This window comes from Streptomyces sp. NPDC020898 (assembly GCF_044333925.1).
Taxonomy (GTDB): Bacteria; Actinomycetota; Actinomycetes; order Streptomycetales; family Streptomycetaceae; genus Streptomyces.
This window is the reverse complement of record NZ_JBIRRV010000003.1, coordinates 113,121-138,456: the sequence shown is the minus strand read 5'-3', so window position 1 is coordinate 138,456 and position 25,336 is coordinate 113,121. Positions and strand designations below refer to the sequence as shown.

Here is a 25,336-nt window from a genome sequence, read left to right as displayed (position 1 = left end):
GACATGGGCGTCCCGCCGGACACCGAGGTGCCCGGCGGGACGTGTGACAGGGATCTGCCGGCGAACGTCAGTCGAAGTAGTCCGGCTGCGTCTGGACGTTGAGCTCGCCCATGCGGACCCACTTGGCCGGGTCCGTGCGCCGGTCGTTGAGCTTCAGGACGTCGAAGCCCTTCGCCATGTCGTTCGAGTAGATGTAGCCGTTGTAGTAGTACGCCGACCAGGAACCGCCGCCCACCATGGTGTCCGTGGACAGCGGGCCGCGCTCGAAGTAGGCGATCTCCTTGGGCTTCGACGAGTTGGTGAAGTCCCAGACGGAGACGCCGCCCTGGTACCAGGCCTGGACCATGAGGTCCTTGCCCTTGACCGGGATCAGCGAGCCGTTGTGGGCGACGCAGTTCTCGGTGTCCGCCTGGTGGCGCGGGATCTTGAAGTAGCTCTTGAAGACCAGCTTGCGGTTGTCACCCTTGCCGACGATGTCGTAGATGCCGTCGGCCCCGCGGTTCGGCCCGATGGCCGCGTTGCAGGTGGCCGCGCCACCGCCGCCCAACTCGTCGGTGAAGACGACCTTGTTGGCCTTCAGGTTGAAGGACGCCGAGTGCCAGAACGCGAAGTTCACGTTGTCCTGGACCTGGTCGATGACCTTCGGGTGCTCCGGGTCCTTGATGGAGAACAGGATGCCGTCGCCCATGCAGGCGCCCGCCGCGAGGTCCTTGGAGGGCAGCACGGTGATGTCGTGGCAGCCGGTGGTCTTGGACACGCCCGGGTTGGTGGGCGAGCCGGGGTTGCCGCCGCCGTCGGGGCCCGCGCCGGGGAACAGCACCGGGAAGCCGACAACTGCCGCCTTCGCCGGGGCCTTTCGCGGCACCTTGATGATCGAGATGCCGTCGTGGGGCGGCTGGCAGTCGGGGAAAGCGGCGTTCGGCGAGTACGAGGAGACGTACACGTAGACGTTCTTGCGCTCGGGCACCAGCGTGTGGGTGTGCGAGCCGCAGGGCGTCTCCACCGCGGCGACGTACTTCGGGTTCGCCTTGTTCGAGATGTCGAAGATCTTCATGCCCTCCCACGACGACTTCTCGGTCGCGGGCTGCGAGACGCTGCTGCAACTGCTGTCGCTGCGCGAGGAGTCGGTGGACAGGAAGAGCAGGTTCCCGGAGACGGAGATGTCGTTCTGACTGCCGGGGCACAGCACCTGCGAGACGGTCTTCGGGGACTTCGGGTTGCTGATGTCGAAGACGCGGAAGCCGTCGTAGTTGCCGGAGAAGGCGTACTTCCCCTGGAAGGCGAGGTCCGAGTTGGTGCCGGGCAGCGCGTCCTTGGGGATGTTGGTGAGGTGCGTGATGTTGTCGGAGTGGACGATCTCGTCCACCCCGGGTATCTCACCCGCGGCCAGGGCTTCCTTGACCTGGGTCTGCACGCTGTTGGAGATCTTCTCCGGCACCGTCGGGCCGTCCCCCGGGTCGGGGGTCGCGGCTGCGGGTCCTGCGGTCAAGAGCGCGGCCAGGAGTCCGGCCGCGGCGGCGGCGACTCCCATGCGTCTGCGCCGCGTTCGGGATTCGTTCAACAGGGTCACTGCGTCCTCCCTGGTATCCGTTCGGGTCAGAACGGTTCACGGTCCTCCGAAGTATCGTCTTCATCATGCACCGATCAACAGTCGGCAACGCATTCGTCATGAAAGTTTCTGATCAGCGGCGTATGGAAGCGTGCTAGGACGGACACAGCACTCACGAGGTGTCCGTCAACCCACCTGACACAGGAGGTCGTTGTGCCCGTCCGCCGCACGTCCCGAACCTTCCGCCCGGTGCTGGCCGTGCTCGCGCTCACCCTCGCGCTGGCGGCCTGCGACTCGGGCTCGTCCTCCGACGCGGACGCCAAGTCCGTGAAGGCGACCGGGTCTTCGGTGATCGCGCCCGGGCTGCCCGGCGAGGCGGCCCGGACGCTCTCCCCGGAGGAGGCGAAGGCCGAACTGCCGGACGACTCGCCCAACTCGGCGGACGTCGCGTACGCCCGCATGATGATCGAGCATCACGCGCAGGCGATCGAGATCACCGAACTCGTCCCGAAACGCGCCGAGTCGACGCCGGTGAAGCTCCTCGCCGAGCGCATCGCCGCCGCGCAGGGCCCGGAGATCTCCGCCATGCAGGGCTGGTTGAAGGAGAACGACCGTGACGGCGAGGCCACCGGGCACGCGCACGAGGTGATGCCGGGGATGGCGACCGAGGCGCAGCTCACGAAGTTGCGCGCGGCGAAGGGGAAGGCGTTCGACGAGCTGTTCCTGACGCTGATGATCACGCATCACGAGGGCGCCGTCACCATGGCCACGGACGTGAAGGGGCAGGGCAACAACGTCCGGATCGAGGAGATGGCCGACGACGTGATCGCACAGCAGACGACCGAGATCAATAGGATGCGCGAAATGCCGTAGGCGAACGCCGAGTTGAGCCTTGGGGACCCTGAAACCCTTGCTCAGCGCCGGGCATGACGAGGTGTCAGGAAGCCTGCGTCGCGGGCCTGCGAGATCAGCCTGAGGGATCGGCGGCGGCTGCGTCCGGTCGCGCACATCACCGCGAGAACGGGGTCGGCGCCCTCTTCCTGGGCCGCCCGGTACTCCTCCGCGACCAGCCACCGCCCCTCGATGCCACGCGGCCAGGCGGGCCGGGCGCGACGCGGCCGCAGACACGCGTCGGCCTCGCCCGCCTCGACGGGCCCGTCCCCGCACGCCTCGAACAGTGGCCCCTCGATCCAGTCCGCGAGCGCCGCCAGGTCGTCGAGAGAGAGCGCCGGCTGGGCCCGTACGTCCTCGATGGAGACGCCCGCTTCACCGACGACGGCGAGTACGTCGACGTGGGCGCCGTCCGTGAAGGCCAGCCGGACGTCGAACCATGCCGTCGTCGCCGGGCCCTCGTGCTCCTGCACTTCCCAGGCGGGCCGCACCGACACCGAGCCCTCCGTCGGGCAGCGTCCGGAAAGATGAAGAAAGGATGCTTCTAGCACATACGGAACGTAACCGCATCATCACATTCGCCACGAACGGACACGCACGCCTTCCCCGCCCGGCACCCTGTCAGCGCAGCACCGGCGGTGCGATCCTGAAGGTGTCAGCAAAAAGGGGTTCCGCCGTGAGGAGTTCCGCCGTGCTGCGTGTCGCCGTCGTGGGTTCGGGCCCCAGCGGGGTCTACACCGCCCAGAGTCTGGTCCAGCAGGACCCGGAGGTGCTGGTCGACGTCCTGGACCGGCTGCCGGCCCCGTACGGTCTGGTCCGGTACGGAGTGGCGCCGGACCACGAGAAGATCAAGTCGCTGCAGAACAACCTGCGTGCGGTCCTGGAGCACGAGCGGGTGCGTTTCCTGGGCGGTGTCCGGATCGGCCCCGGTCCCGGCGGGCTGCCGGCCTCCCGGCTGCGGGAGCTGTACCACGCGGTGGTGTACTGCGTGGGCGCCGCCACCGACCGCCACCTGGGGATTCCCGGCGAGGAGCTGCCGGGCAGCTGGTCGGCGACGGAGTTCGTGGCCTGGTACAGCGCCCATCCGGACGCCGTCGACGACGGCTTCGTCCGTGCGGCGCGAGCGGCCGTGGTGATCGGCGTCGGCAACGTGGCGGTGGACGTCGCCCGGATGCTGGCCCGCGGCCCGGCCGAGCTGAGCCCCACCGACATGCCGCAGGCGGCGCTCACCGCGTTGGCCGCGAGCCGGGTGTCCGACATCCACATGGTGGGCCGGCGCGGCCCCTCGCAGGCCCGTTTCACCACCAAGGAGTTGCGCGAGCTGGGCTCCCTGCCGGACACCCAGGTGGTCGTGGACGAGGCCGAGTTGGCGCTCGACCCGGCGTACACCGACCCGTCCGCCCTGCCCGCCGCGCAACGACGCAACGTGGAGGCGCTGCGCGGCTGGGCCGCCTCGCCGCCCAGGGACAGCGCGCGTCGCATCCGGCTGCGCTTCTTCTGCCGCCCGGTCGAGGTGCTCGCCGCCGGGGGCCGGGTGGGCGCGGTGCGTTTCGAGCGGACGGTGCCGGACGGGACCGGCGGTGTCACGGGCACGGGCCGGTACGAGGACATCGAGGCGCAGCTCGTGCTCCGCTCGGTCGGCTATCGCGGGGTCCCCCTCGACGGGCTGCCGTTCGACGCGGCCCGCGGCACGGTGCCGCATCTCGCGGGCCGCGTCCTGCGCGACGGCAGGCCCTCCCCCGGCGAGTACGTGGCCGGCTGGATCAAGCGCGGCCCCACCGGCGTCATCGGCACCAACCGCCCCTGCGCCAAGGAGACGGCGACCTCCCTGCTCGCGGACGCCGCCGTGCTCGTACGCCAGAAGAGGCCCGAGGACCCGCTGACCGTACTGCGCGCGGCCGGATTCGAGCCGGTGGAATGGGCGGGCTGGCAGGCCATCGAGCGCGCCGAGGCAGAGCTGGGCGCCACGCTCGGGCGGAGCGTCGTGAAGCTACCCGACTGGGACTCGCTACTGAGGGCGGCGCGGACCGTGGATGGGCGCGGCAGCGCCCTTTAGGGGCGCGGGGAACTGCGCGACCAGCCCCCACCGGGCCCGCAGACTCAATCGCACCTCGATGGGCAGGACACACACCGGCAACAGCTCAGAAATCAACAAACTGTTCAAGCCCCTTACGGTCTCGTCCTGTCGCTCACCCGCCGCCGCCCCTGGAGCACCCATGGCCACGACAGCACCACCCCCACCCGTACACCCCGTGGACGAGATCCCACCTGTACGCCAACTCGCCGCCTTCGGCCTCCAGCACGTGCTCGCGATGTACGCGGGAGCCGTGGCCGTCCCGCTGATCGTGGGCGGCGCCATGAAGCTGTCGCCCGCCGACCTGGCCTACCTCATCACCGCCGACCTGCTGGTGTGCGGGATCGCGACGCTCATCCAGTGCGTGGGCTTCTGGCGCTTCGGTGTCCGGTTGCCGATCATGCAGGGCTGCACCTTCGCGGCCGTGTCGCCGATGGTCCTCATCGGTACGACGGGCGGCGGGCTGCCCGCGATCTACGGTTCGGTGATCGTCGCGGGGCTCGCGATCGTGCTGCTGGCGCCGGTGTTCGGGCGGCTGCTGCGGTTCTTCCCACCGCTCGTGACCGGCACGGTGATCCTGATCATCGGCCTGTCGCTGCTGCCGGTGGCGGGCAACTGGGCAGCCGGCGGGGTGGGTTCGACGGAGTTCGGCGAGCCGAAGAACCTGGCGCTGGCGGCCTTCGTGCTGGCCGTGGTGCTCGGGGTGCAGCGGTTCGCGCCGGTGTTCCTGAGCCGGATCGCGGTACTGATCGGCATCATGGTCGGGCTCGCGGTGGCCGTTCCCTTCGGGTTCACGGACTTCGACGGGGTCGGGGGCGCCGACTGGGTCGGGATCAGCACGCCGTTCCACTTCGGGGCGCCCGCCTTCGAGGCGTCGGCGATCATCTCCATGCTGGTCGTGGCGCTGGTGACGATGACGGAGACGACCGGTGACCTGATCGCGGTCGGCGAGATGACCGGCCGGAAGGTCGAGCCGCGTTCCCTCGCCGACGGACTGCGCGCCGACGGTTTCTCCACCGTCCTCGGCGGCGTCTTCAACACCTTCCCGTACACGGCGTATGCGCAGAACGTCGGCCTCGTCGGGATGACCCGGGTGCGCAGCCGCTGGGTCGTCGCCGTCGCGGGCGGCATCCTCGTGCTGCTGGGCCTGCTGCCCAAGCTGGGCGCGGTCGTCGCCGCCATACCGGCGCCGGTGCTGGGCGGCGCGGGTCTGGTGATGTTCGGGACGGTCGCCGCGAGCGGGCTGCGCACGCTGGCCGGGGTCGAGTTCAAGGACAACCACAACCTGACGGTCGTGGCGGTCTCGGTGGCCGTGGGCATGCTGCCGGTCGGTGTGCCGACGGTGTACGCGAAGTTCCCGGACTGGTTCCAGACGGTGATGAACAGCGGCATCAGCGCAGGCTGTCTGACGGCGATCGTACTGAACCTGCTCTTCAACCACCTTGCGGGCAAGGCCGGTTCAGCCGACGGCGACCCCGCCGAGGCGGTCGGCCTGGTTGCCGGCGGCGGTCAGGACGCTGTCGAGAAGCCCCGGAAAGAGGTCGTCTAGGTCGTCCCGGCGCAGGCCGTTCAATTTGGCCGTGCCCCGGTAGACCTGCCGGATCACCCCGCTCTCGCGCAGCACCCGGAAGTGGTGCGTGGTCGTGGACTTGGTCACGGGCAGGTCGAATTGCGAACAGGAGAGCTCGTCGCTCACGGCGGCGAGCTCTCGCACGATCTGGAGCCGCATCGGATCGGAGAGCGCGTGGAGCACACCCTCCAGCCGGATCTCCTCGCACGCCGGGTGCGGAAGGTCACGGCTGCTGGCGCCGGGGGCTGCCTCGGTGGTCACGACGGCTCCGCTTCGTCTGGGGAAATCCCATTGTACGAGAACTCTCGTAGTTTGACATTCGCCGTACTACGATGCCTATCGTACGAGTCGTCCAGCGACCCCCGTCACGAATGGAGTCCGCCGTGAGCGCGCTCTTCGAGCCCTACCGCCTGCGCGACCTGACCATCCCCAACCGGGTGTGGATGCCCCCGATGTGCCAGTACTCCGCGGCGCCCGAGGGCCCGGAGACCGGCGCCCCGAACGACTGGCACTTCGCGCACTACGCGGCCCGCGCGGCGGGCGGCACGGGTCTGATCCTCGTCGAGGCGACCGGCGTCAGCCCGGAGGGCCGGATCACCCCGTACGACCTCGGCATCTGGAACGACACGCAGGTCGAGGCGTTTCGCCGGATCACCCGTTTCCTGGCCTCCCAGGGAACCGTGCCGGCCATTCAGCTCGCCCACGCCGGCCGGAAGGCGTCCACCGGTCTGCCCTGGAAGGGTGGCGCGCCGATCGGCCCGGACGCGCTCGGCTGGCAGCCGCTCGGCGCGAGCCCGCTGCCGTTCGACGAGGAGCACCAGGCCCCCGTCGAGCTGACGGTCGATCAGATCCGGGACATCGTCGTCCAGTTCGCCGACGCGGCCCGCCGCGCCCTCGACGCGGGGTTCGAGGTCGCCGAGATCCACGGTGCCCACGGCTATCTGATCAACGGCTTCCTGTCCCCGCACTCCAACCACCGCACCGACGCCTACGGCGGCTCGTACGAGAACCGGGTCCGCTTCGCGCTCGAAGTCGTCGACGCCGTACGGGAGGTGTGGCCGGACGACAAGCCGCTGTTCTTCCGCGTCTCGGCGACCGACTGGCTGGAAGAGGGCGGCTGGAGCGCCGACGACACCGTCCGCTTCGCCGCCGAACTGCACGCGCACGGCGTCGATCTCCTCGACGTCTCCACCGGCGGCAACGTCTCCGGCGTACGTATCCCGACCGGTCCCGGCTACCAGGTGCCGTTCGCCGCCCGGGTGAAGGCCGAGACCTCGCTGCCCGTGGCCGCCGTGGGGATGATCACCGACGTCGAGCAGGCCGAGAAGATCCTGGCCAACGGCGAGGCCGACGCGGTGCTCCTCGGCCGTGAGCTGCTGCGCAGCCCGTCGTGGGCCCGGCAGGCGGCCCGTGAACTGGGCGGCGAGGTGCATGTGCCGGACCAGTACCACCGGTCCGTCTGAGTCCCGCTGAGACCCCTAAGACCGACCGGCAATTGGAGGGCGGCGTCGCGGGGTCTGGCACGCACTCCCCCACTGCCTTAAGGGCGTGGGGGGACCCCCAGCCGCGTTGTCGTCGGTCGCGATGGCTCCGCCATCACTCCCTCCTCCGCCTTGCAGCTGCACGCTCCCCCACGCTCGGCTTCGCTCGCGCGGGGGACCCCCATCGCCCCCGCTCCTTCTCCCACCCTCCAATTGCCGGTCGGTCTAAGTCCCTTGGCCGCTCACACAGTTGGCGGGAGGGCCTGCTCCGCCCAGATGGTCTTGCCGGTGCCCGTCGGGCGGGTGCCCCAGCGGTCGGTGAGCTGGGCGACCAGGAGGAGGCCGCGTCCGCCCTCGTCGTAGGTGCGGGCCCGGCGCAGATGCGGCGAGGTGCTGCTGGCGTCGGAGACCTCGCAGATGAGGGCGCGGTCACGGATGACGCGCAGCTGGATCGGGGAACCGCCGTAGCGGATGGCGTTGGTGACCAGTTCGCTCACCACCAGCTCGGTGACGAAGGCCGCCTCGTCCAGGCCCCAGCGCGTCAGCTGGTCGGTGACGTGCTTGCGGGCGGTGGCGACCACGGCGGGGTCGGCGGGCAGGTCCCAGACCGCGACCTGTTCGGCGTCCAGGGCGCGGGTGCGGGCGACCAGCAGGGCGACGTCGTCGCCCGGTGTCTCGGGGAGCAGGGCGCCGAGCACCGTGTCGCAGACGTCCTCCAGGCTGTCGGCCGGTACCTCAAGTGCCGCGCACAGAGCGGCTGTTCCGGTGTCGAGGTCGCGGTCGCGGGCCTCGACCAGACCGTCCGTGTAGAGGGCGAGCACGGTGCCCTCGGGCAGCTCCAGCTCGGTCGCCTCGAACGGGAGCCCGCCGACGCCGAGCATGGGACCCGCGCTCACCTCGACCACCTCGACCCTGCCGTCCGGGTACAGCAGGACCGGCGGCGGGTGCCCGGCGGCGGCCAGCGTGCAGTGCCGGGACACCGGGTCGTAGACCGCGTACAGACAGGTCGCGCCGATCTCGCCGGACTCGCCGCTCTCGTCGGTCCCGAGGTGGCCGACCAGGTCGTCGAGGTGGGTCAGGAGTTCGTCCGGGGGCAGCTCGACGTCGGACAGTGTCCAGACCGCCGTACGGAGTCTGCCCATCGTCACCGAGGCGTGGAGGCCGTGGCCGACGACGTCCCCGACGACCAGCGCGACCCGGGTCCCGGACAGCGGGATCACGTCGAACCAGTCGCCGCCGACGCCCGCCTGGGACAGCGCGGGCAGATAGCGGGAGGCGAACTCGACGGCCGCCTGGCCGCCCACCGTCTGGGGCAGCAGGCTGCGCTGGAGGGCCAGCGCGGTGGTGCGCTCGCGGGTGTAGCGGCGGGCGTTGTCCACGCACACGGCCGCGCGGCTGGCCAGTTCCCGGGCCAGTGAGACGTCGTCCTCGTCGAACACGTCGGGCTTCTCGGGGGTCAGCACTCGCACGAACACGGCCACACCGAGCGTCGTACCGCGCGCCATCAGCGGTACGGCCATCAGCGCGAGGTCATGGGTGTCCGTGCCGTTCGTGGTGCGCAGTTTCGCGGCGCGGGCCGTGTGCCGGGCGAACCACCGGTCGAGGTCCGGGTCGCCGGTGCGGGCGAGGACGGGCAGGCCGGTGGCGAGCGCGCGGGCGGGCGGCGAGTACGGCGGGTAGACGTCCGCCACGCCGAGGCCGATCGCCGCCTCCGGCACCCCGGCGGTGAGGGAGTGGTGGGCGACCCGGCGCAGCTCCACACCGGCCTCCACCTGCCCGACAGCCGGCTCGTCGCCCTGGAGCACCGAGTCGAGCAGGTCGACGCTGGCGAAGTCGGCGAGCCGGGGCACCACCAGTTCGGCGAGTTCCCGGGCGGTACGGACGACGTCGAGGCGGGTGCCGATGCCTGCGGCGGCCTCGTTCAGCATGGCCAGCCGCTGCCTCGCCCAGTACTGCTCACTGCTGTCGAAGGCGGCGAGCGCGACGCCGAGCACCTCGTCGGCCGGATCCCGTAGCGGCCACATCTCGGTGGTCCATGCGTGCATGCGCCGCCCCGAGGGCGACCGGGTCCAGCTCTCGTAGTGCACCGGCCGCCCGGTCTCCGTCACGATCTCCAGGTGGCGCAGGAAGCCCCGGCTGTGCTCGGCGTCCTCGACCGTGTCCGGAAAATAGCGGTGCAGGAACTCGGCCTCGGACTGTCCCATGACCGCGCAGGCCACGTCGTTCATCCGCAGGTAGCGCTGCTCGGTGTCGAACACGGACATCGACATGGACGCCTGCCGGAAGGCCAGTTCGCCCAGCGCCCGCCCCGCGTCGTCGGGCGCCGCGGTGACGACGTACGCCCGCCGCTCCCCCTGCACCGGACACAGTCGAAGCGCCAGTTCCACGCGCCGCCCGTCCCGGTGCCGTACGGCCACGACGGCGGCGCCGGAGGCCCGCAGCTCTCGCCAGGCCGTGCGCGGGTCGTCGGCCACCAGGTCCGCCGCCGGGCGGCCGGTGGCCTCGGCGGCGGTGAATCCGGTGAGCCGGCGGGCGCCCTCGCTCCAGCCCGTGAGGGTGCCGCGCGCGTCGATCACCGCCAGGGCGTCACCGGCCGGGACCACCCGCTCTTCGTCGCGCGGCCCATTCACCATATGCCCAAGAATGAGGGCACTGGTGACTGTCAACAACCCGGGATCAGCTCTTCCCGAACCAGGACACGGGAACGGCGGCGGCCAGCGTCCGATACCCCTCGGGGTTCATGTGCAGCCAGTCCCCGTCGTTCAGGTCCGCGCGCAGCCGTCCCGGGTCGGCCGGGTCGCGGACCGCCCGGTCGAAGTCGACGACGGCGTCGAAGGCGCCCGCGGTACGGATCCAGTCGTTCAGGGTCTGCCTGGTCGCCTCGCGCAGCCCCGCCGGATCGTCGTACGGCGTGCTGCCGCCGAAGGGTGTCAGGGTCGCGCCGTAGACGCGGATGCCCTGGGCGTGGGCGCGGACGGCGATCTGGCGGTAGGCGGCGATGAGGTCGTCGGTGACGCGCTGCTGGGCGGCCGGGGTGGCCTCGGCGGTGCCGATGTCGTTGACGCCCTCGAAGACGATCATCCAGGAGACCCCGCTGTGCGCCAGGATGTCCCGGTCGAGCCGGGCGAGGGCGTTGGGTCCGAGGCCGTCGTTGAGGATCCGGTTGCCGCCCGCGGCCTGGTTGAGCACGGCGATCCGGTCGCCGCCCGGAATGCCCCGCAGCCGGTCCAGGAGCTGGTCGGGCCAGCGGTTGTTGCCGTTGGTCGTGGAGCCCCGGCCGTCGGACAGCGAGTCGCCCAGCACGGCGACGGCACGCGTGTCCGGCCGGGAGAGCACCTCGACGTCACTGAGGAGATACCAGTGGTTGACCGGGGTGGCCCCGGTCAGATCCTGCTCGGTCGTACCGTCTCCGTTGCGCAGGTACGAGGTGGTGCGCGAGCCCGGGTGCGAGGTGAGCGCGAGAGACGCCTGGCCATTCGCGAGGTACGTCGTCACGGTCAGGTTGGTCGCGGGGCGCAGGGCGAAGTCCAGCGGGTCGGAGACCACCTGGGCGCCGGCGGGGACGGTGGTGGACCGGCGTCCGGCGAACGTCACGTCGCGCAGGGTGCCGGGTTCGACGGCGCCGACCCCGGCCCGGCCGTCCAGCGGGAGGGCCACCGTCACGGCGGTCAGCGGCAGCGGGGTGGTGCCGAAGGCGTTGGAGAAGCGCAGCCGGACGCGCTCGCCGCCGGTGGAGACGCGCACGGTCTGGCGCAGGGTGGTGTCGACGAGGGTGGCGCGCTCCCCGGTGAAGGGCGCGGGCGGCAGGTTGCCGGGCTCGGTGAGCTGCGGCATCGACGTCCAGGTGTTGACCCACTTCGTGGCGGACCGGCCGGGGTCGGCGACCGTCGGCTGCGGGCTTCTGACCAGGGCCACCACGGCGGAGGACGCCACGACGACGGCCAGCACGAACACGCAGGCCGCGATCATATAGGCGAGCGGTGCTTTTCCGGACGGGCGCGGGGGCCGGGACGACTGCGTGAGGCGGGGCGGGTTCACGGGCCGGGTGCCTTCCTCTGGCTGGACTGTCCGGACGTCGTCCTTGGATCACTTGACGTCGTCTTTGGATCACTCGGGGCGAGGGTACCGGGTGCGCGCTCGTGGCACGCACCCGGCGGGACAGGGCTCAACCAGCCGTGCAGGCCGTCCCGTTGAGCGTGAATCCGGACGGCGCCGCACTGTTGCCGGTGTGGCTCGCCTGGTAGCCGATGCCGACGCTCGCGCCCGGCGCGATGGCGGCGTTGTAGCTGACGTTGGTGGCGGTCACGGCGCCGGAGGCCGGCGCGTAGGTGGCGCTCCAGCCGGAGGTGATGGTCTGGCCGGAGGGCAGGGTGAAGCCCAGTTTCCAGCCGTTCACTGCCGTCGTGCTCGTATTGGTGATGGTCACGGACGCGGTCAGTCCGGTGTTCCAGGCGTTGGCCGTGACGGCCACCTTGCAGGGGCCGGCCGGTGGTTGGGGCACGGTGCCGCCGCTGTCCAGGCCGAAGAAGGTGATCGCGCGGGCGGCCATGCCGGTGGTGATCAGGTTGTGGCCGACGCCCTGGAGGCTGATGGCTTCCACGGGTGCCTTGTCACCGGTGGCGCCGTAGCGGGTGCGGGTCCAGCCGGACTGGGGCGAGTCGGTCGTGGTCGGCGTCTGAGGGAGACCCTGCACATTGGTCCACTGCTTGATCATCTCCCCGAAGTTGGGGTAGCGCAGGGTGTCGTCCTCGGTGCCGTGCCAGAGCTGCATACGCGGCCGCGGTCCGGTGTAGCCGGGGTAGGCGCCCCGCACCAGGTCGCCCCACTCCTGCGGGGTGTGGATCACCGTGCCGTTGGCGCAGTCGCTGTTCCACTCCGAGCCGTTGGTGGTGGCGAAGCAGCCGAACGGGACGCCCGCGAAGGCCGATCCGCCCGCGAACACGTCCGGGTAGTCGCCGAGCAGGACGTTGGTCATCATCGCGCCGGAGGAGACCCCGGTGGCGAAGACCCTGCTGGTGTCGGCGTCGTAGGTGCGGGTGACCCAGTCGACCATGGACTTGATGCCCACCGGGTCGCTGCCACCGCCTCGGGTGAGCGCCTGCGGCGAGGAGACGTCGAAGCACTTGCTGGCGCGGGTGACGGACGGGTAGACCACGATGAACCCGTAGCGGTCGGCCAGCGAGGCGTACTCGGTGTTGGAGTAGAACACCGGGCCGGAGCCGGTACACCAGTGCACGGCTACCAGAACCGCCGGGCGCGCGGTGACGGTGTCCGGCACGTAGACGTACATCTGGAGGTTGCTCGGGTTGGCCCCGAAGTTCGTCACCTCGGTGAGCGCGGCGGCCGCGACGGGGGCCGCAGCAGGCGTTTGGGTACGGGCGGACGCCGAAGGCGCGGTGAGGAGCGTTGCCGCGAGTAACGGCAGCAGGCCTCCGAGCAGTGCGACGAGCACCGAACGGAGCGGTCTCCTCGCGGTGTTGCCGACAGTGGTGGACACGTCCTTGTCCCTTCCTGATCACGGCTCTCGTGGGATATCGCGTGGCGGAAGTCGAAGTCCCGTTTCGCGGGGCAGCCCGATCGCATCGTGACATGAGCATGGCTGCCATGGAAGCGCTCCCACACGTCGAAAACATTCGCTGACCAGCACTTGCGGACCCGGTCGCAACGTATCGCGCGCAAAGCGTTGACCAGAAAGCGCTTACCCCCTACCTTCCGTTCATCGATGTGACCCATCGATGTCGATCCGCATTCGACGAGGCGACCCCGGAAACGCACACCCACAGGGAAAGTGCACTCCCTGAAGCGTTACCGTCCCCCACCCGGGCTCCCTCGCCGGCTTCACCAGCTCGCCCCGCTGAACAACATGGCGAACGACATTCACATACCTGATCGTCCCCCCGCGATCGGGAAGCCCTTCTGAAGGGACGCACCCGCATGCGTACACACCCCCCACGATCACAGCCGCAAAGATCCGCAGCGGTGGCGGCCGTGACCACCGCTCTCGCGGCCGTCGCCGTTCTGGCCGTCCCCCATCCGGCCGGAGCGGCCGAGAACGCGCCCATCGGATTCGGCGCCGGAACGACCGGCGGCGGCAGCGCCACCCCGGTCACCGTGACAACGCTCGCCGCCTTCACGGCGGCCGTCACGGGCAACGCGGCCAAGGTCGTCAGGGTGAACGGTCTGATCACGCTGAGCGGTCAGGTCGACCTCGGCTCCAACACCACGGTCCTGGGGGTCGGTTCGGCCTCCGGGTTCACCGGCGGCGGTCTCCGGATCAAGGAGGAGACCAACATCGTCGTCCGCAACCTCAACATCAGCAAGCCGCTGGCACCCTCCGACGGTGTGACCGTCCAGGAGTCCACGAAGGTGTGGATCGACCACAACTCCTTCTCGGCGGACCGCACGCACGACAAGGACTACTACGACGGTCTGCTGGACATCAACCACGGTTCCGACAACGTGACGGTGTCCTGGAACACCTTCAAGGACCACTTCAAGGGCTCGCTCGTCGGTCACAGCGACAACAACGCGTCCGAGGACACCGGTCACCTGAAGGTGACGTACCACCACAACCACTTCAGCAACATCTTCTCGCGCATCCCCAGCCTGCGGTTCGGCACGGGCCACTTCTACGACAACTACGTCCAGGGCGCCGATACCGCCGTGCACTCCCGCATGGGCGCCCAGATGCTCGTCGAGAACAACGTCTTCCGTACGACGAAGGTCGCGGTCACCACGAACCGCAGCAGTGACGTCGACGGATACGCCAACCTGCGCGGCAACGACCTCGGCGGAGCCGCCACAGAGGTCTCGCGGGTCGGCACGTTCACCACCGCTCCATACAGCTACACCGCAGAGCCGGCCTCGACCGTAGTCGCCTCGGTGACCAGCGGTGCGGGCGCCGGAAAGCTCTGACCACCCCCTCACCACACAGAAGGAATCGGGACATGACTTCTGCAGCACCCTCGCGCGTCCGCGGGCGCGCACTCACCGGCTCGTTAACCGCACTCGGCCTCTCTGGTGTCATGATCATGACATTCAACGTACCCACGGCGAGCGCGGCGACCTGGCCGACGCCCTCCAACAGCCAGGGAGTGAGCTCGACCATCAGCGTGTCCGGCGTCCGGGACGGCGGCATGGTCCGGTACTACGGGAGCGGCGCGCTGGCCGGCGACGGCCAGGAGGAGGGCCAGGACCCGATCTTCAAGCTCGCGGCCGGCGCGACACTGAAGAACGTCATCATCGGCGCGCCCGGCGCCGACGGCATCCACTGCGAGGGCAACTGCACCCTGCAGAACGTCTGGTGGGAGGACGTCGGCGAGGACGCCGCGACCTTCCGCGGCGGTTCGACCTACACCGTGACCGGCGGTGGCGCGAAGAAGGCCGCCGACAAGGTGTTCCAGCACAACGGGGGCGGCACCCTGAACATCTCCAACTTCGCCGTCAGCGAGTTCAAGACGCTCTACCGCTCCTGCGGCGACTGCTCCACGCAGTACACGCGCAAGGTGAACCTCAGCAACATCGAGGTGACCGGCACGGGCTCCACCGCGCGGCTCGTCGGCATCAACACCAACCGGAACGACGTGGCGACGCTCAGGGGCATCACGATCCTGAACGACTCCAGCCGCAAGGTCATCCCCTGCCAGAAGTACAACAACAACACCGCGGTCGGCACGGGACCCGACAGCACGAACTGCCTCTACAGCACCTCGGACATCACCTACAGGTAAGCCCCCACGGTAGGTGAGGCGGCCGTACGAAGCGTCCCCCGCAAGGCGCTTCGTACGGCCGCCGCTCTTCACCCGACGAAGCGTGCGTGTCAGCGCGTGTTGCGCCCCCACATCGGGTCGAAGCGCTCCCACGCCTCCTCCCACTCCTCCATGCGCCGCCGTTCCAGTCGGCCGCTGAGGAGGCGCCAGCCGACGTACGGGACGGTCGCGCCGCTCGCTCCGGCCAGGGCGCCGACCACCGCGGCCCTGAGGCGGGCCTCGGACTCGGTGGCGGGCTTCGTCACCAGGCGGCCCTGCGGGTCCGTCCAGACGGTGGCCGGGCCGCCGGCGGTGGTGCCGGCCGCGACCCTGGCCTGGCCCGTGTGCGGGGTGCCGTCCTCCGCCGTCCAGCGGACCTTCGCCCACACCTTCTCGCTGCCGACGGTGCCGGGCGCGTCCTCGACGACCAGCGCCGTGACGGGGCGCCACTCGGCGCGCTCTCTGGCCAGCCCCTGTTCGACGGAGTGGGTCGCCGCCAGGCCGACGAAGACTCCGGTGAGGACGGTGAGTGCCCAGGTGGCCAGGACGACCCACCCCTCCACGGCATCCACGGGGCGCCTCAGCGGATTGCGCCGCCAACGCCACAGCCACACCCTCGGACCACGGAATGCCGCCATCGAAGGCATCCTCCTCACGCGCACACGGACATGCCTGCCGTCCTCCCATACGCGCGCTGTCCCGCTGCTGCTCACGGCTCCCCCGAGGTGTCCGTCACATCCGGCCGACAAACCGTGCTGACCTGCGGTGACGCCGTCTCCAGAGGTGACTGTCAGTGGTGAGGTGCAGACTGGCCGGTGACTGAGACAAAGACGTCCCGGAGGTGATCGGCATGGCCGAGGTACTGCTCACGGTCGGCACGCGCAAAGGCCTTTTCATCGGGCACCGGCGCGGTGGCACGTGGGAGTTCGACGAGAGCCCTTCCTTCAACGCGCAGGCCGTGTACTCGGTCGCGATCGACACCCGGCGCGACACCCCGAGGCTGCTCGTCGGAGGCGACAGCGCCCACTGGGGACCGTCGGTGTTCCACTCCGACGACCTGGGCGGGACCTGGACCGAACCGGCGCAGCCCGCGGTCAAGTTTCCTGCGGACACGGGCGCCTCGCTGGAGCGCGTCTGGCAGCTCCATCCGGCCGCGGCGGAGCCGGACGTGGTGTACGCGGGCACGGAACCGGCGGCGCTGTACCGCTCCGAGGACCGCGGCGAGTCCTTCGAGCTGGTCCGTCCCCTGTGGGAGCACCCCACCCGCTCCCGATGGGCACCGGGCGGCGGCGGTGAGGGACTGCACACGATCATCACCGACGGGCGCGACCCGAGCGCGGTGACCGTCGCCGTCTCGGCGGCCGGGGTGTTCCGCACCGCTGACGGCGGCGCGAGCTGGGACCCGTCCAACTCCGGTGTCTCCGCGGTGTTCATGCCGGATCCGAACCCGGAGTTCGGCCAGTGCGTGCACAAGATCGCGAAGGACTCCGTCAACCCGGACCGGCTCTACCTCCAGAACCACTGGGGTGTGTACCGGAGCGACGACGCGGGCGGGCACTGGACGGACATCGGCGCCGGCCTCCCCTCGACGTTCGGTTTCGCGGCGGCGACCCATCCGCACCGCGGCGACACGGCGTACGTCTTCCCGATCAACGCGGACGCGGACCGCGTGCCCGCCGACCACCGCTGCCGCGTCTTCCGCACGGCGGACGCGGGCAAGAGCTGGGAGCCCCTGTCCGCCGGTCTGCCCCAGGAGGACCACTACGGCACGGTGCTGCGCGACGCCCTGTGTACGGACGGCGCGGACCCGGCGGGCGTGTACTTCGGCAACCGCAACGGCGAGGTGTACGCCTCGGCGGACGACGGCGACAGCTGGCGGCAGTTGCTGTCCCATCTGCCGGACGTGCTGTGCGTGCGGGCCGCGGTGATCGACTGAGGCTCAGGACCAGCCGGCGGAACGGTAGGGGGCCGTATGCACCGGAGGAGGGGCTTGGCCCGCTGGCTGCGGATCTGCGCTGAGGCTCCGATGGACGCACGCGCCCGTCGGAACCTCAGCGCCGTCAGGCCAGGCCGAACCTCGGAGCGCTGCGTCGGCGGGCCGCGGAGCGCTCCGAGCGAGCCGATCAGAACAGGCAGGTGTCCATCCAGCGCGTGACCAGGGAGGTGTCGTTCTTGTCGGCGTCACGTACGGGACCGCACAGGAACGGGCTGAAGCGGGTGTCGGCACGCAGCCAGAGACTGAGGAACGAAACGATCCACTTGCCCTGCTTGGCCTTGTTGCCCGAGCCCGTCATCGGGCACAGATGGTCGCCCGGAACCTCGACATAGAGCTTCTCGGCCTGGGACATGGAGTTGTACCAGGGCACCGCGTAGGTGTTGCCGTGGGCGACGGGGTCACTCTGACAGGTCAGGAAGAACGTGGGGTCGGTGACTGCGGAGAAGTTCACGTTCGGGTAGTACGGGGCCGTGGGCACGCCCGCCCGGAAGCGCGAGTCGTCCCTGAGGGCCGCCATCACGCCACCGCCGCCCATCGAGTGACCGACCGCCCCGAGCGTGCCGTTGACCTTCCCCGATATCGGGTTGCCGGCAGAGTTGCCGAGCGCGAGCAACTGGGTGCCGGCGGCGGTGATCTGGCGGCCGCGCGATGCGGGATCGTCGGTGAGTGTGTTGGTGCCGACGTTGATGACGACGAAGCCCCAGGAGGCGAGGCGGGGTGCGAGCCACTGCAGGTTCTGCTGTGTGCCCTGATAGCCGGGCATCAGTACGACGCCCGGGTGCGAGCCACTGCCGGTGGGGTAGGTGACCGTGCCGGAGCCGTACCCGATTGGGCTGGGAACGGTGTAGGTGGCGGTGGTCAGCGGCCCGTTGGTGGCCTCCAGGGAGGCAGTCGTCGGGTCCGGGATGTCGTTGCCCGGAGGGGCGCCGCCACCGGAGCCGTACACCTGGAACTCCCACAGCGAGTAGCCGTAGGCGGTGCCGCGCTGGGTGCCCTGGAAGCGGACGTACCGGCCGTTGCCGTTCACGTCGAGGGTCTGTACGCCGCCGGTGCTGGTCGTGGTCGAGTGGACGGTGGTCCAGGCGGTGCCGTTGTCGGAGGTCTGGATCTGGAACGCGCGGGCGTACGCGGCCTCCCAGCGCAGCACGACCTGGCTGATGGCGGCAGTGGCGCCCAGATCAATGCTCAGCCACTGCGGATCGCTGAACGTGCTCGACCAGCGCGTCCCGGTGTTGCCGTCCACCGCCGCCGACGCGGGAGTGGACGTGTTCTGGGTGGACGAGGAGGTCGCGGGTTTGCCCTGGGACAGCAGGTCGGCGGCGGCCGCCGGCGGGGCGGCGGCTGTCAGCAGGGTGAGCGCCAGGGCGATGGTGGTTGCCAGGGAGATCAGTGCCGTCATGGCACGGCGTCGGGTCCGTAACGGCGTGGCCGTGTGAAGGGAACGACGGGATGGACGCATTGCTTTACCTCCGGATAGCGGTGAGAGCGCGGTAACCGGACAGCGGGGTGCGCCCGCGCTGTGAGGGCCGCCGGATTCGCCGGTAGGTGACCTCTCACAGTGCGGAAGAAAGGGGAAGGGCGCCGCGTGCGGCGGCTACCGGGACTGTGCGAAGAGCCAGTCGATGACCACGTCGTTCTCATACGTCTGGGCCCATGCGAGGTGGGGGTTCACCGGTGTCGTTCCGGGCGGGTAGCTCGTGAACAGTACGTGACTGCGCGTGGCCCGGGCCTGCCGTAGGAGCTCCCGGGACCGGACCTCGAACTGCGCCTTCGGTAGATCGTTGGCCCACTCCCCACGGGTGACCCGTGCGCCGGCGGTCTCCAGCGCGTTCATCAGTGTCCAGGTGCCGGGTTTGCCGAACCGGCCCTCCCGGTAGGGGACGATCGGGTCGTCGACGGAGTGGTCGGCCCAGATCGGGATGTGCGTGATCCTGTCCATGGTGGCCGAGTCGCCCCAGCCGGCCGTGGGCAGGGCAGCCGCGAACACGTCGGGTCGCTTCGCCAGCAGGCTGTAGATACCCCGCCCACCCGAGGACAGGCCGACGAGATAGAGCCGGGCTGTGTCCACGTTTCGGGAGTGTTCGCTCACGAAGGTGTCGATGAGTTCGATCAGAGCGGCCTGGACCTTGGCGTCGGTCCAGTCCGTGCCGTCGGGTCCGTCCATGGGACGGGGCAGGGGGATCTGCGGAGAGAGGACGAACGCGGGGTCGCGGCGCTGTCGTTCCGGTTTGGCGAACGTGACCGCGATCCGGTTGGAGGTGAGTTGGGTCATGTTGTTGTCCGCGACTTCACCACCGCCATGCAGGGTGACGACGAGTGGGTACCGCGTGCGCGTCTGCGGGTTCCGTACGAATCCCTCGGGCTGGTACAGCCGGAAGTCCAGCTCGAAACCCGCGGAGTCGGTGAAGGAACCGGCGGCGAAGTCGTCGACCACGGGAGTGATGACGTCGTCGTTCCGGCTCGCGAACGGACCGGCCCTGAGCACTGGGTCACCTTCCGGGGTGTGCACGTCCACCAGCTGTCTGACGGAGTAGGCGCGGTCGAGCGGAAGGGGATCGGTGACCGCGGCCCGTGCGTTGGAGTCGTTCGGGTCGAGTTCGATGATCAGGCGGTCCCCCGGCCGTCCTGGGCGAGACCGGTCGTCCACTTCGGCGATGGTGCTGGAGTAGACCCGGGTCACCGTGCGCGCCGCTGTCTGCCCGCCCACAGTGGCCTTCACCTGGAAGGCCGAGGGCGGGATCACCCCGCCGCGTAAGTCGATGCGATGCGAGTACTGGAGGGCGACGGCTGTCACCAGCCAGTTGTTCCTCGGCGTCACCCGCGTGACGAGGTCCGTTCGCAGGACCGGATTGCGCCCGGAGGTCACCTGCCGTCTTTCAGATGTGGCTGTCGTGGTGTCGGCGGCCACGGCGGGTGCCGTGCTCACGGCCGGCGCCGCGACCGCACCTGCTGTGACTGCGAGCGCCGTACGTCTGCTGATCGGTCTCATGGGTCCTCGTCTCGGTAGGCCGTGGGGCACCCGGATCGGGTGCCTGGAGTGTGTGGAGGTGTTCGCCGTACTCCGGACTCCCTGAAGCGGGCGGCGCGTTGGAGGCCTGAGCGGCACGTGCGGTGGCTGCCGGGAGCCCGCGGCCTGCGGGGACTCCCCGCAGGCCCGCGACACCGGTCACAGGGGGAACGCACCGGTCAGCAGGGCGCCGGCGGTCATGACCAGGGTGGTGGCGAAGGCCCAGCGGAAGATGAAGCGCTGGTGTTCACCGAGCGACACACCGCTCATGCCGACCAGGATGAACGTGGACGCGGTGAGCGGACTGAGCGGGAACCCCGTGGTCATCTGGCCGAGAATGGCGGCCCTGGCGACCTCGGCCGGGTCCGTGCCGAAGCCCTGCGCGGTCTCGGCGAGTACGGGCAGTACGCCGAAGTAGTAGGCGTCCGGGGTGAAGACCAGGCTCAGCGGCATGCCGGTGACGGCCACGGCCACGGGCAGGTGCGAGCCGAAGGAGTCGGGGACGACGGAGACGAGTGTCTCGGCCATCTCGTCGATCATCCTGGTGCCGGTGAGGATCCCGGTGAGGACGCCGGCCGCGAAGATCATCGTGGTGACGAGGACCACGCTCTTGGCGTGCTTGTCGAGCAGCGCCTGTTGCTGTTCCCAGGTGGGGTGGTTGACCAGCAGGGCGATCGCGAACCCGAGGACGAACAGCACCGGAAGCGGCAGCACTTCCTGGATCAGGCAGACCACGAGGGCAATGGTGAGCAGGAGATTGAAAATGTTCAGCCAGGTCCGCCAGGTCCGCGGCAGCGGCGGGACCCGGACGGTGCCGGGCCCGTCCCCGGGAGCCCGGAGGGCCTGACGCTCCCCGCCAGTCGTCGTCGAAGCGGCGGGTTCACGGTCGTCCCGCTCGTCCTCGCCCTCGCGCACGTCCGTGGCCGGACCCTGCGGGGACAGCGCGGCAAGACGGTTGCGCTCCCGGCGGCCGAGCACGTACGAGGCCACCAGCACCCAGACGACACCGAAGCCCATCGCGGGCAGCACGGGGTTGAAGACCTCGGAACTGTCCAGCTTCAGTGCCGCCATGGCGCGTACCGTCGGGCCACCCCAGGGGACCATGTTCATCACGCCCGCACCCAGGCAGACGACGCCGGACAGGACAAGGGGGTTCATACCGAGTCTCTTGTAGACCGGCAGCAGTGCGGAGACGGTGATGAGGAAGGTGGAGGCACCGTCACCGTCCAGGGCCACGCACAGGGTGAGGACGGCTGTGGCGACGGTTATCCGCAACGGGTCGCCACGCGCCACGCGCAACAGGCCGCGGATCAGGGGGTCGAAGAGCCCGGCGTCCACCATCAGGCTGAAGTACAGGACCGCGAAGGCGATCATGATGCCGGTGGGAGCCACCTTGGACAGCCCACCGAGAATCAACTCGCCCAGATCACCCGCGAAACCACCGATGAGCGCTGCCAGCACCGGAAGCAGGATCAGAGCGACGAGTACCGAGGCGCGTTTGGTCATGGTGAGCAGCAGTAGGACGGCGATCGTGGCGAAGCCCAGAGCTGCCAGCATGGCGGCGCTCGCTTTCTCGGGGAGACGGCCCTCGGCGGCGGTGGGCGGGAGCTGGGCTGGGGCAGGCCGAGGTGTTACGCGAGAGTTTCGAAGCACCGGCGGATCGGTGTCCAGCATCAAACCGAGATCTGTCCATGCGATAAGCGCATCAATCCGAGCGGGCGAGTCCTATGCTCGTCGGCCATGGAGGCCACCACCCTGCGTCAACTGGCGGCATACGCGGCCGTCGCCCGGGCCACGAGCTTCACCGCGGCCGCCGCGGAGATGCACGTGTCCCAGTCCTCGCTCAGCCGCGCGGTCGCGGATCTGGAGCGACAGCTCGGCGTGCAACTCCTCGAACGAGACACCCGTAACGTGCAGTTGACCGCGGCGGGCGTCGAGGCCCTGCGTGTCGCCGAGCAGATCGTCACCGCTCACCGGGCAGGCATGAAGGAGCTCAGGCGATACCTGCTCGGCGAGTTGGGAACGGTCGCCGTGGCCACCCTCCCCTCCGTCGCCGCGGTGCTTCTGCCGCAGGTGATCTCCGACTTCCGCGAGCGGCGGCCACAGGTGGCGGTACGACTCCTCGATGGCCTGGAGCGGTCGGTACTGGACCGGGTCCTGTCCGGCGACGCCGACTTCGCGATCACCACCGTCGGCAGCCCGCCGGAGCAGTTGGAGCACCGCCCTCTGGTCCGGGACCGCTTCCTCGCGGTGCTGCCGGAAGGCCACCCGCTCGCCGACCGCCACGAGATCGCCTGGGACGACCTGGCTCGTCAGCCGTTCCTGGCCGTCGGACGCGACTCGAGCGTGCGCCGGCTCACCGACGCGGCGTTCGCCCAGATCGACGCGCACGCGCCACCGGCGGCCGAGGCGGGCAGTATCGCGACCGTGGGCGGACTGGTGACCGCCGGCCTCGGGGTATCGGCGATGCCCGCCCTCGTGCTCCCGCTCATGGGTGCCGGACCCGTCGTCTGCCGTCCTCTGGTGGACCCCGTGGTGGACCGGCGCCTGGACATCGCGCTGCGCGCTCGACGAACGCTCCCGACCGTGACGGAGCGGTTCCTGGAGGCACTCGAAGAGTTCCGCCTCCAGAGGCGTCCACTTCCGCCCGGGGTTTCGTGGGCTTGAGCCCGCGCACCGACCTCCCTCATTCATGCGTTTTTCGCATTGATTGATGGCCTTCTGTTGCTCGACAGGCATTTCTCCGCTCCGGCAGTCTGAAAAACAACGGACAGCCAAAGGAGCGCATCGGTGTCGGACGACGAGCGGAACACCACCGGAAGCGGGCAGTTGCACGGCCTGAAAGTGGTCGAGTTCGCCCATGTGGTCGCCGGTCCGCTGGCGGGCTCGATGCTCGCCGACCAAGGGGCCGACGTCGTACACGTAGAACCCCCCGGCGCCGGGGACGCGGCCCGCGCCATGGGGCCCCAACGTGACGGTGTTCCCCTGTGGTTCAAGGTCGCCGGCCGCAACAAACGCTCCGTCACCCTCGATCTGCACCACGAGGCCGGCCGACGCGTCGCCCACCGGCTGGTCGCCTGGGCGGACGTGGTCATCGTCACCCTGCGCGCGGGACGCCTGCGCAGCTGGGGACTCGACTGGGACTCCGTGCACCGGATCAACCCCCGGGCCGTGCTGCTGCAGATCTCCGGCTTCGGCGCCACCTCGTCACAGGCGGACGCCCCCGGCTTCGGCAAGGTGGGTGAGGCACGCAGCGGTGTCGTCCACCTGACCGGCTTTCCCGACGGCCCGCCCGTGCACACCGGCTTCTCGCACGGCGACGCCGTGACCGGTCTGATGGGCGCCTACGCCGTCCTCGCCGCCCTCCACCGCCGCGACCACGACCCCGGGTTCGACGGCGAGTGGATCGACCTCGCTCTCTTCGAGTCCCTGTTCCGTCTGGTCGAGTGGCAGGTCATCGTCCACGACCAGTTGGGACGAGTACCGGAACGCTCCGGCAACCAGTTGGCGGTCGCCCCGGGGGCCGTGATCAACACCTACCGCTCCCGCGACGGCGAGTGGATCACGGTGACCTCCGCGACGCTGCGCTCGGTCCACAACATCGCCCGCCTGCTGGGGCTTCCCGAGACAGAGTTCATCACGGCCCAGCAACAGTACGACCGGCGCGAACAGTTGGACGAGGGCCTGCGGAACTGGGTGGCGGAGCGCGACACCGCCGAGTGCCTGGAGGAGTTCGCCCGTACCGAGGTCGTGGCCTCACGGGTGTTCGACGCCGCGGACATCGCCGCCGACCCCGTGTACGCCGAACGCGAGGACATCGTCACCGTCGACGACCCCGACCTCGGTCCGGTGCGTATGCAGGCGGTGATCCCGCACTTCCGGCAGCGCCCCGGGCAGATCTGGCGGACGGGGCCCGCCCTCGGGCAGGACAACCACCTGGTCTACGGGCAGTGGCTCGGACTCGGCGCGGAAGAGCTGGCCGACCTGGAGAAGAGCGATGTCATCTGAGGCGTCTCCGGAGAGCCCTGCCGAGGTGGACGCGGGAGCGGTCGGCCGGCCCCCGCTGCGCTCCCTGCTCTTCGTCCCCGGCACCAGAACCGACTGGCTGCCCAAGGCCCGGGCGGCGGGCGCCGACGCGGCCGTCCTCGACCTGGAGGACGCGGTGCCCACCGCGGGCAAGCTCGCCGCCCGCGCGCAGGTGGCCGACGCCGTCGCACGGGCCGCCGCCGCGTCGGCCGAGCAGGCGGGACAGATGGCGCTGTTCGTCCGTGTCAACCCGCTGGAAGACTGGGCGGGGGCCGAGGAACTGCGGGCGGTCGTACGGCCCGGGCTCGCCGGTGTCGTCCTGCCCAAGGTCCGCTGCGCCCAGGACGTGAAGCTTGCCGACCGGCTGCTGGGCTGGTGCGAACAGGAACAGGGGCTGCCGCCGGGACACATCGCCCTGGTGCCTCTGCTGGAGACGGCGCGCGGCCTGCGCGAGGCCTACGACATCGCCCGAGCCGCCTCGCGCATCGCCTACTTGTGCGCTCTCAGCGCCCCCGGCGGCGACGTGGAACGCGCCGTCGGCTACCGCTGGAGCCCAGAGGGTACCGAAACGGTGGCGCTGCGCTCCCGCGTGCTGCTGGACGCCAGGGCGGCCGGAGTGCCGTGCCCGGTCAGCGGATTGTGGACGCGCATCACCGACCTGCCGGGGCTGCGCGCCTTCGCCGAACAGAACCGCTCCCTCGGCTACGAGGGCATGATGGCGATCCATCCCTCCCATGTCCCCGTGATCAACGAGGTGTTCTCTCCCAGCTCCGCCGAACTCGCCCGCTACGCAGAGCTGATCGCGGCGGTCGAGGCGGCACAGAGGGACGGGACGGGTGCCGTGACCTTCCAGGGTGAGATGGTCGACGAGGCCATGGCCCGTACGGCCCGCCTCGTTCTGGAACGACACAGGGCGCGGGCTCGCGTGGCGCGTAGTACGAGTTCCGCGTAGAGGCCGCGGGCCCGTGACGTTCAGCGTCCTCTGATCGCCGAC

Annotated in this window: 20 protein-coding genes; 10 read left to right on the top strand and 10 right to left on the bottom strand. The window is 70.1% G+C overall.

Annotated elements, in window-relative coordinates; all coding sequences use genetic code 11:
- Positions 1–67 precede the first annotated feature (67 nt).
- On the bottom strand, positions 68–1,570 hold the full coding sequence (locus ACH4TV_RS11685) for an LVIVD repeat-containing protein (RefSeq protein ID WP_398396806.1): 1,503 nt from the start codon (positions 1,568–1,570) through the stop codon (positions 68–70).
- Positions 1,571–1,762: 192 nt separating this feature from the next.
- Here ACH4TV_RS11685 and ACH4TV_RS11680 point away from each other — a divergent pair, with 192 nt between their 5' ends.
- The gene (locus ACH4TV_RS11680) at positions 1,763–2,422 is read left to right on the top strand and encodes a DUF305 domain-containing protein (protein ID WP_398396804.1); all 660 of its coding nucleotides are present in this window, start codon (positions 1,763–1,765) and stop codon (positions 2,420–2,422) included.
- A 41-nt stretch (positions 2,423–2,463) separates the two neighbouring features.
- Here ACH4TV_RS11680 and ACH4TV_RS11675 read toward each other — a convergent pair whose 3' ends face one another.
- Positions 2,464–2,937, bottom strand: a complete 474-nt coding sequence (locus ACH4TV_RS11675; RefSeq protein ID WP_398396802.1) for a DUF6214 family protein — start codon at positions 2,935–2,937, stop codon at positions 2,464–2,466.
- 194 nt (positions 2,938–3,131) lie between these two features.
- Between ACH4TV_RS11675 and ACH4TV_RS11670 the strand changes: the two genes are divergently transcribed.
- Positions 3,132–4,496 (top strand): FAD-dependent oxidoreductase, encoded by a 1,365-nt coding sequence (locus ACH4TV_RS11670; RefSeq protein WP_398397754.1) that lies wholly within the window; start codon positions 3,132–3,134, stop codon positions 4,494–4,496.
- 160 nt (positions 4,497–4,656) lie between these two features.
- Positions 4,657–6,063 (top strand): nucleobase:cation symporter-2 family protein, encoded by a 1,407-nt coding sequence (locus tag ACH4TV_RS11665; protein WP_398396801.1) that lies wholly within the window; start codon positions 4,657–4,659, stop codon positions 6,061–6,063.
- On the opposite strand, the gene ACH4TV_RS11660 is transcribed toward ACH4TV_RS11665, so the two are convergent.
- Complete coding sequence (locus ACH4TV_RS11660) at positions 5,974–6,345, bottom strand: ArsR/SmtB family transcription factor (RefSeq protein WP_398396799.1); 372 nt, start codon at positions 6,343–6,345, stop codon at positions 5,974–5,976. The genes ACH4TV_RS11665 and ACH4TV_RS11660 overlap by 90 nt on opposite strands.
- A 122-nt stretch (positions 6,346–6,467) precedes the next feature.
- Between ACH4TV_RS11660 and ACH4TV_RS11655 the strand changes: the two genes are divergently transcribed.
- Positions 6,468–7,547: an NADH:flavin oxidoreductase/NADH oxidase gene (locus ACH4TV_RS11655; protein ID WP_398396797.1), complete on the top strand. Its 1,080-nt coding sequence runs from the start codon at positions 6,468–6,470 to the stop codon at positions 7,545–7,547.
- 260 nt (positions 7,548–7,807) lie between these two features.
- On the opposite strand, the gene ACH4TV_RS11650 is transcribed toward ACH4TV_RS11655, so the two are convergent.
- The 3 genes from ACH4TV_RS11650 to ACH4TV_RS11640 form a co-directional block, all read right to left on the bottom strand.
- Positions 7,808–10,198 carry a SpoIIE family protein phosphatase gene (locus ACH4TV_RS11650; protein ID WP_398396796.1) on the bottom strand — a complete coding sequence of 797 codons (2,391 nt, stop codon included), beginning with the start codon at positions 10,196–10,198 and terminating at the stop codon, positions 7,808–7,810.
- Positions 10,199–10,241: 43 nt separating this feature from the next.
- Positions 10,242–11,534, bottom strand: a complete 1,293-nt coding sequence (locus ACH4TV_RS11645; RefSeq protein ID WP_398397752.1) for an SGNH/GDSL hydrolase family protein — start codon at positions 11,532–11,534, stop codon at positions 10,242–10,244.
- A 196-nt stretch (positions 11,535–11,730) separates the two neighbouring features.
- Entirely contained in the window at positions 11,731–13,062 is a 1,332-nt protein-coding gene (locus ACH4TV_RS11640) for a PHB depolymerase family esterase (protein WP_398396794.1), read from the bottom strand.
- 437 nt (positions 13,063–13,499) lie between these two features.
- Between ACH4TV_RS11640 and ACH4TV_RS11635 the strand changes: the two genes are divergently transcribed.
- Together ACH4TV_RS11635 and ACH4TV_RS11630 are read left to right on the top strand one after the other, a co-directional pair.
- Positions 13,500–14,480 carry a polysaccharide lyase family 1 protein gene (locus tag ACH4TV_RS11635; protein WP_398396792.1) on the top strand — a complete coding sequence of 327 codons (981 nt, stop codon included), beginning with the start codon at positions 13,500–13,502 and terminating at the stop codon, positions 14,478–14,480.
- Between the two features lie 32 nt (positions 14,481–14,512).
- Positions 14,513–15,295: a pectate lyase gene (locus tag ACH4TV_RS11630; RefSeq protein ID WP_398396790.1), complete on the top strand. Its 783-nt coding sequence runs from the start codon at positions 14,513–14,515 to the stop codon at positions 15,293–15,295.
- Between the two features lie 89 nt (positions 15,296–15,384).
- On the opposite strand, the gene ACH4TV_RS11625 is transcribed toward ACH4TV_RS11630, so the two are convergent.
- Positions 15,385–15,951, bottom strand: coding sequence for a hypothetical protein (locus ACH4TV_RS11625; RefSeq protein WP_398396789.1), 567 nt, complete (start codon positions 15,949–15,951; stop codon positions 15,385–15,387).
- A gap of 212 nt (positions 15,952–16,163) precedes the next feature.
- On the opposite strand from ACH4TV_RS11625, the gene ACH4TV_RS11620 reads away from it, so the two are divergent.
- Positions 16,164–17,249 (top strand): WD40/YVTN/BNR-like repeat-containing protein, encoded by a 1,086-nt coding sequence (locus ACH4TV_RS11620; RefSeq protein ID WP_398396787.1) that lies wholly within the window; start codon positions 16,164–16,166, stop codon positions 17,247–17,249.
- 187 nt (positions 17,250–17,436) lie between these two features.
- On the opposite strand, the gene ACH4TV_RS11615 is transcribed toward ACH4TV_RS11620, so the two are convergent.
- The 3 genes from ACH4TV_RS11615 to ACH4TV_RS11605 all read right to left on the bottom strand — a co-directional run bounded on the left by ACH4TV_RS11615 (position 17,437) and on the right by ACH4TV_RS11605 (position 21,873).
- Positions 17,437–18,708, bottom strand: coding sequence for a discoidin domain-containing protein (locus tag ACH4TV_RS11615; RefSeq protein ID WP_398396785.1), 1,272 nt, complete (start codon positions 18,706–18,708; stop codon positions 17,437–17,439).
- 195 nt (positions 18,709–18,903) lie between these two features.
- Entirely contained in the window at positions 18,904–20,298 is a 1,395-nt protein-coding gene (locus ACH4TV_RS11610; protein ID WP_398396783.1) for a prolyl oligopeptidase family serine peptidase, read from the bottom strand.
- A 177-nt stretch (positions 20,299–20,475) separates the two neighbouring features.
- Entirely contained in the window at positions 20,476–21,873 is a 1,398-nt protein-coding gene (locus tag ACH4TV_RS11605; RefSeq protein ID WP_398396781.1) for a CitMHS family transporter, read from the bottom strand.
- Positions 21,874–22,056: 183 nt separating this feature from the next.
- On the opposite strand from ACH4TV_RS11605, the gene ACH4TV_RS11600 reads away from it, so the two are divergent.
- From ACH4TV_RS11600 to ACH4TV_RS11590, 3 genes are all read left to right on the top strand, one after another.
- Positions 22,057–22,983: a LysR substrate-binding domain-containing protein gene (locus tag ACH4TV_RS11600; protein ID WP_398396779.1), complete on the top strand. Its 927-nt coding sequence runs from the start codon at positions 22,057–22,059 to the stop codon at positions 22,981–22,983.
- 123 nt (positions 22,984–23,106) lie between these two features.
- Positions 23,107–24,324: a CaiB/BaiF CoA transferase family protein gene (locus ACH4TV_RS11595; protein WP_398396777.1), complete on the top strand. Its 1,218-nt coding sequence runs from the start codon at positions 23,107–23,109 to the stop codon at positions 24,322–24,324.
- Entirely contained in the window at positions 24,314–25,294 is a 981-nt protein-coding gene (locus ACH4TV_RS11590; RefSeq protein ID WP_398396775.1) for an HpcH/HpaI aldolase/citrate lyase family protein, read from the top strand. The genes ACH4TV_RS11595 and ACH4TV_RS11590 overlap by 11 nt, the downstream gene beginning before the upstream one ends.
- Positions 25,295–25,336 lie beyond the last annotated feature (42 nt).